The organism is Calditrichota bacterium (assembly GCA_013151735.1).
GTDB lineage: Bacteria > Zhuqueibacterota > JdFR-76 > JdFR-76 > BMS3Abin05 > BMS3Abin05.
On record JAADHR010000120.1, the window covers coordinates 1 to 6,181 of the forward strand.

The window sequence follows — 6,181 nt, forward strand, 5'->3', positions numbered from 1 at the left end:
TTTTGATCTGCCGGCTTATGTTAAAGGACGTCGCCTAAACGGTTTTATCAACAATCCGAATCCTGCGGATCTGTATGGATTGGAAACTGAGTGGCAATCGAATTTCTGGTTTTTGCCCGGTGCTTTCAAAGGTCTCGTGTTGACGGTCAATTACACCTACATCCATTCAGAAGCCAAGTACCCTCGTACCGAACCGATTGTGAAAAACATTTCCTTTCCATTTCCTCACATGGAAGTGGTTGGTAATTTGGACACAACGTACACCGCGCGGCTAATCGACCAACCCTCTCATATTTTTAACCTTATGTTGGGATATGACTACAAAGGTTTTTCCGTTCGGGGTTCCATGCAGTTTACCTCGGATGTGTTCAGATCCACGAATTATTACGAGCAATTGCGGACAACAACCCGGGCGCTTACACTGTACGATCTTTCTCTGCGCCAAAAATTGCCGTTCAACGGACTGCAATTTTATCTGAACTGGAGCAATATTTCGGAACCCATTGAATTCAGCGTAAAACATCTGGGTAGCGACGATTACTACGCTGACAAGCATTTTTACGGCATGACGCTGGATGCCGGCTTGCGCTATTCGTTTTAGAGGACAAGACGTCAGTTCATCATTTAACGACAATTAAATGACAAAGGAGGTGACTTAAAAGTCAGGAAATCCCGAAAAGCAAGGTTCGGCATTACCTTGCACGATTTTGTAAAACAGGGCTTAAAATCCACAGGTCGTTTCATTAAAAGTAAGGAGAGCAAAATGAAAAAAGTGCTTGTTTTTTTAACCATGTTGTCTCTGGTTTTTGTAACCAGTACATTCGCCCAATCGGTCAAAGTGGTTCCGGCCGTTCATGAAGACGGAACGGCTTACGTGAATTCTCTGATTAAAGAGATGATAGACGATACGTTAGCCGACGGCTCGCAGGCGCACGACATCTACGTGTTGAAAAAAGGTGCGGTCTATCTTTTATCCCAAAAAATGATATTCCACAATCCCATGACTATTGTTGGGGAAACACCAACCGCTGATTCCGCTATTGCACAGATAACTCCCCAGCCTTTTCAAAATGGTACGTGTATCGGGCAGGTCATTAATACCTATGCCGATTTGACCATTAAAAACGTTTATTTCCATGGAGTTGCCACAAATAATACGGCCCGTGTCGGCGGAAGTTTAATCGTGGCCAAAAAACCGAAACTGCGCATCCATTTGGATGGTGTGGGCTGGGATTACATGGGCTGGTCTTCTTTACAGTTTAACCAAGACAGCCTGGTGGTTATTCTGGAAAATTTGCACGTACGCAACAACACCCGTCCTTCCGGTGTGTATTGTCCGTGGACGATGAATTTCGGCCAGCACAATACCGATACGTTGATTGTACGCAACTGTACCATTTTCAACCAGTTGAGCTTTCTGTTCAAAGGCCGCTGGATGTATTTTAACTATTTGGAAATCGACCACAATACCATCTGCCAAACCGGCAAATGGCCGCTGCACTACCATTGGTACCGCAATGCCAAAATCACCAACAATATTTTCTACGATGTCGATATGTGGGGCGACAAAGTCGTTGAGCGTCAGGGTCAGGATCCCGATCTGGAAATGTTCGGTATTGTGAACGTGGATACCCTGCCGGGCAATGCACCGGGTGATACGGTGAAAAGTGTTTACACCATTCCCGAAAATCAAAGAAAATTGCTCGTCAAGAATAACTGCTACTATTGGTCGCAGGATGTGTTGAATTACTATGATACCCAAGATTCGGTACAATGCGATGTGTGGATGAATCCGCGTACGAAAGCCATGTTCGCCGACGACGAACACTACCCCGGCCTGGTTGAAGAAAATACGTTTAATATCGATCCGGGCTTTGTCCAAACCGGTCCCAATGTGATTCTGGATTGGGTTAAAAATGCTCGGGCTGGCGGTACGGCTTATCTGCCCGGGTGGGAACCCGATAAGGATAACTTGCCCGATTATTACCGGTTTGTGTTGGATTGGCCCTATCCCGAAGATCTTTCATACTCCACGACCTCTCCGTTGTACACGGCGGCAGACGGCGGATTTCCCGTGGGTGATTTGAATTGGTTTCCCGAAAAGAAAAAGGAATGGGAACAGTGGATTCAAACCGATGTGAAGACGGAATTTGCAGGTAAAATTCCGTCGGAATTCTCCCTTGACCAGAATTACCCCAATCCGTTTAATCCGGTAACGTCCATTCATTACACCCTTCCGAAATCCGGTCAGGTGAGCCTGGTGGTGTACAACGAAATGGGGCAGCAGGTGAAAACGCTGATCAACAAAAAACAGGCCGCAGGCACCTACGTGGTTAGCTGGCAGGGTACGAATGACCTGGGCATGGCTGTTCCCAGCGGCATTTACTTTTACCGGCTGAAAACCCAGTCCGGGACGCAAGTACGCAAAATGTTGTTGTTGAAATAAGTTTGTAGGTTTGCGCTCAAATGGATTTCCCTCTGTCGAAAAACAGAGGGAAATCCTTTTTTATGTAAAATCCGCGAGACTGCATGTGGAGTTCAATGTGAAAAAAAGACACGTTGTTCCGATCGTTGGTTTTCTATTTGTCCTTTTGTTTTCCCCAATCTTCGGACGCGCCCAGTTTGATCCCTGGAAAATGGTTCAAAAAATGGGGCGCGGGATTAATCTGGGCAATACACTTGAGGCTGCTAAGGAAGGCAATTGGGCTGCTCCGGCACAGGAATTTTATTTTGATGATTACAAGGATGCCGGTATGACCTGTGTACGCATTCCCGTGCGTTGGGATCAACACACGCAGGTCGATTCGCCCTACACCGTTGATTCCACCTGGATGGCACGGGTGGAACAGGTGGCCGATTGGGCGTTGGATCGCGGCATGGTGGCCATCATCAATGCCCACCACGACGATTGGCTGTACGAAAATTTTCCGCAAAACCTGCCGCGTTTCGAAAGCATCTGGCGGCAAATTGCCGAGCATTTCAAAGACAAACCGGACAATCTGGTTTTCGAGATCATTAACGAACCCTATTTCGATTTGTCCAAAGAACAGGTGGATACGCTAAACCGCGATATTCTGCGCATCATTCGCCAAACCAATCCCACGCGCATTGTCATCATCACCGGTGGCGGCAAAAATTCATATCAGGCGCCGTTGCAAATCGATCTGCCGGATGATCCGTACATCATGGCCTATTTTCATTACTATCGTCCGTTTTCGTTTACGCACGGAGATCAGTATACCTGGGGAACGGCAGACGACAGGGCCGAAATCCGCGAAAATTTTCAGGAAGTGGCCGATTGGTCGTCCACCAATCATGTTCCCATTCTTTTGGGAGAGTTCGGAGTCAATAAAGATAAAGATCGAAGCTCGCTTTTGGCCTGGTATCAAACGGTTGTGAACGAGGCCGTGAAGCACGGTTTTGCCTTTACGGTGTGGGATGTGGGCCCCGGCGGCAGAAAGGTCGTTTATTACCGGCAGGCGAATAGCTGGGACATTCCCGTGCTCAATATTCTTACCGGACAATCGGTTTTTGGCGATTCGCTTCCCGTTTTGCCGGCCACGCTGCAAGCCGAAAACTTCGATCGCGGCGGACAGAGGATTGCCTACTGGGATACCGATTCCGTGAATGCGCTGGTCTATTACCGTCCGGATGAAGGTGTGGAAATCGACACCAATCGTACGGGTGGCGGCTATTCCGTTTGCTTTGATCATCCTGGCGAATGGACGGAATACACGTTTCAGGTGGATTCGGCGGCGCAATATGTGCTGACCGTTTACGGTGGCGGCACCGATCAGGCGAAGCAAATCCGGTTGCGATTTAATTGGCAAAGTCCGGGTAAAGAGTATGCCCTTCCTCCGCGTCAGGCGGACGGAACCTTTGGCAGCGTTAGCGATACGCTGCATTTCGAGAAGGAAGGAAATCAACTGCGCATTACAGCTGTGGATAGTGACGTTTGGGTGGATAAGGTGCAATTGACCTTGCTCAGCGGTCAGAACGTGACGGAAAATTTGTTGCTAAATCCCGGCTTCGAAAAAGGCACCCAGTACTGGAACGGCAACAACTGCACGCTTACGCCGATTAGCGCGCCGGTGCATTCGGGCAGCAAAGCCTTGCTGGTTTCCGGGCGGAAAGCCGCCTGGTCCGGACCGCAACAAGCCGTTACCGATATTTTAAACAAAAAAGGTCCCGGCCGTTACACCTTAAGCGCCTTTGCCCGGGCCATTGGCGATACGGGCGTGTACGGCAAAGTGACCGTGATGCTGGAGTACGGCGGAAGCAAACATTACGTCGGAGAATCCACCCGTCTGGACACGGCCTCGTGGACAAAAATTTCCGCGACCGTTTCGCTGGATTGGCAGGGAACGTTAACGCAAGCCAAATTTTATGTGGAAACCATTAATCAATACAACGGCGATTTTTACGTGGACGACGCTTCTTTGCTGTTGGATTCTGTCTACACCGCCGTGGAAAGTCCGGCGACAACGATCATCCCGAAAGCGTTCACCATTACCAATTATCCGAACCCCTTTAATCCGGAAACCCGGATTCTTTTCCATCTGCCAAAAGCAGGGCAGGTGACGGTAACCGTTTTCGATTTGCAAGGGAGGCGCATTCGGCGGCTTGTGCACCGCCGCCTCATTGCGGGTGCACACACCGTTTTGTGGAACGGAACCAACGACGACGGCCAGCCCGTGGCATCCGGGTGTTATTTTGCCGTGTTAAAAACAGCCGAAGGCCAAAAGGTGCACAAGTTGTTGCTGTTGCGGTAGGCGGTTCAATTTCAGTAGCGACGCAAGATTTTGCGTCGCTAAGGATGTAAAAATCAAAAGGAAAAAACAATGCGACAAATTCCGATTCAAAAGGTGTTCATTCTGGTTGTTCTGGCTTTTGGACTCATGTCTGCTCAAAAGGTACCGGATTACTTAAATTCCAAACTTCCGGTCGACCAGCGCGTGAACGACCTTCTTTCACGAATGACGCTGGAGGAGAAAATCGGGCAGATGTGCCAGTACGTGGGCCTGGAACACCAGCGTGAGGTGGCCCGAGAGAATTTGGGCGCCAATGTAAATGTGGACGATGCCCACGGCTTTTACCCCAATCTCAGTCCCTCGGATGTCGAAAAGCTGGTGATTGAGGGAAAAGTCGGCTCTTTTTTGCATGTGGTCACAGCCAAAGAAGCCAACGAGCTTCAAAAACTGGCCCTGAAAAGTCGCCTGAAAATTCCGCTGCTTATCGGTATTGATGCCATTCACGGGAACGGATTGGTGCGGGGTGCGACGATTTATCCGACTCCCATTACGCTGGCGTCGTCCTGGGATCCGAAAATGGTGGAAGAAATCGGGCGGCAAACCGCCGTGGAAATGCGGGCAGAGGGGATGCAATGGGCTTTTACACCCAACGTGGATGTGGCCCGGGACCCCCGCTGGGGCCGCGTGGGCGAAACCTTTGGCGAAGATCCGGTACTGGTGTCGCAAATGGGCGTGGCCATGATTCGCGGACTTCAAAACGGAAACCCGTCGCCGGAAGAAGAGACGATTGCCTGTGCCAAACACATGGTAGGGGGCGGAGAGCCGCTCAACGGGACAAACGCCGCCCCAACCGATATTTCACGGCGCACGCTGTTCGAAATTTTTCTGCCGTCTTTTCAGGCCGCTGTGAATGCAGGGGTGTACACCATCATGGCTGCCCACAACGAAATTGAAGGCCAGCCCTGCCACGGCAGTCACTATCTTTTAACGGACATTTTGCGCAACCGAATGGGATTTAAGGGATTTGTGGTGAGCGACTGGATGGACATCGAGCGGCTGTACACCCTTCACAAAACCGCCTCTTCTGACGAAGATGCTTACCGGCAGGCCGTGAACGCCGGAATAGACATGCACATGCACGGCCCGGGATTTTTTAAAGGTGTGCTGCATCTGGTAAAAAACGGGAAAATCCCGGAATCCCGGATTGACGAGGCCGCACTGGCTATTCTGAAAGCGAAATTCCAATTGGGTTTGTTTGAACACCGCTTTGTGGATATGAAGAAAATTCCTAAGCGCGTGTACACGCCGGCACACCGGGATCTGGCGCTTCGGGCCGCGCGGGAATCGGTGATTCTTCTGAAAAACGACGGGTTGCTGCCCCTTTCTTCCAGCCGAAAAATGCAAATTTTGGTTACCGGGCCCAATGCGAA

General features: G+C 50.0%; 4 protein-coding genes. All 4 read left to right on the top strand.

Translation table 11 applies throughout. The features are described 5' to 3' along the window. Positions 1-79 precede the first annotated feature (79 nt). Positions 80-601 (top strand): hypothetical protein, encoded by a 522-nt coding sequence (locus GXO76_08375; GenBank protein ID NOY77870.1) that lies wholly within the window; start codon positions 80-82, stop codon positions 599-601. Positions 602-763: 162 nt separating this feature from the next. Then, complete coding sequence (locus GXO76_08380) at positions 764-2,446, top strand: T9SS type A sorting domain-containing protein (protein NOY77871.1); 1,683 nt, start codon at positions 764-766, stop codon at positions 2,444-2,446. A gap of 97 nt (positions 2,447-2,543) precedes the next feature. Continuing rightward, positions 2,544-4,772, top strand: a complete 2,229-nt coding sequence (locus tag GXO76_08385) for a cellulase family glycosylhydrolase (protein NOY77872.1) — start codon at positions 2,544-2,546, stop codon at positions 4,770-4,772. A 69-nt stretch (positions 4,773-4,841) separates the two neighbouring features. Continuing rightward, positions 4,842-6,181 (top strand): glycoside hydrolase family 3 protein (locus GXO76_08390; protein NOY77873.1); only part of this gene is annotated, 1,340 nt, incomplete at its 3' end.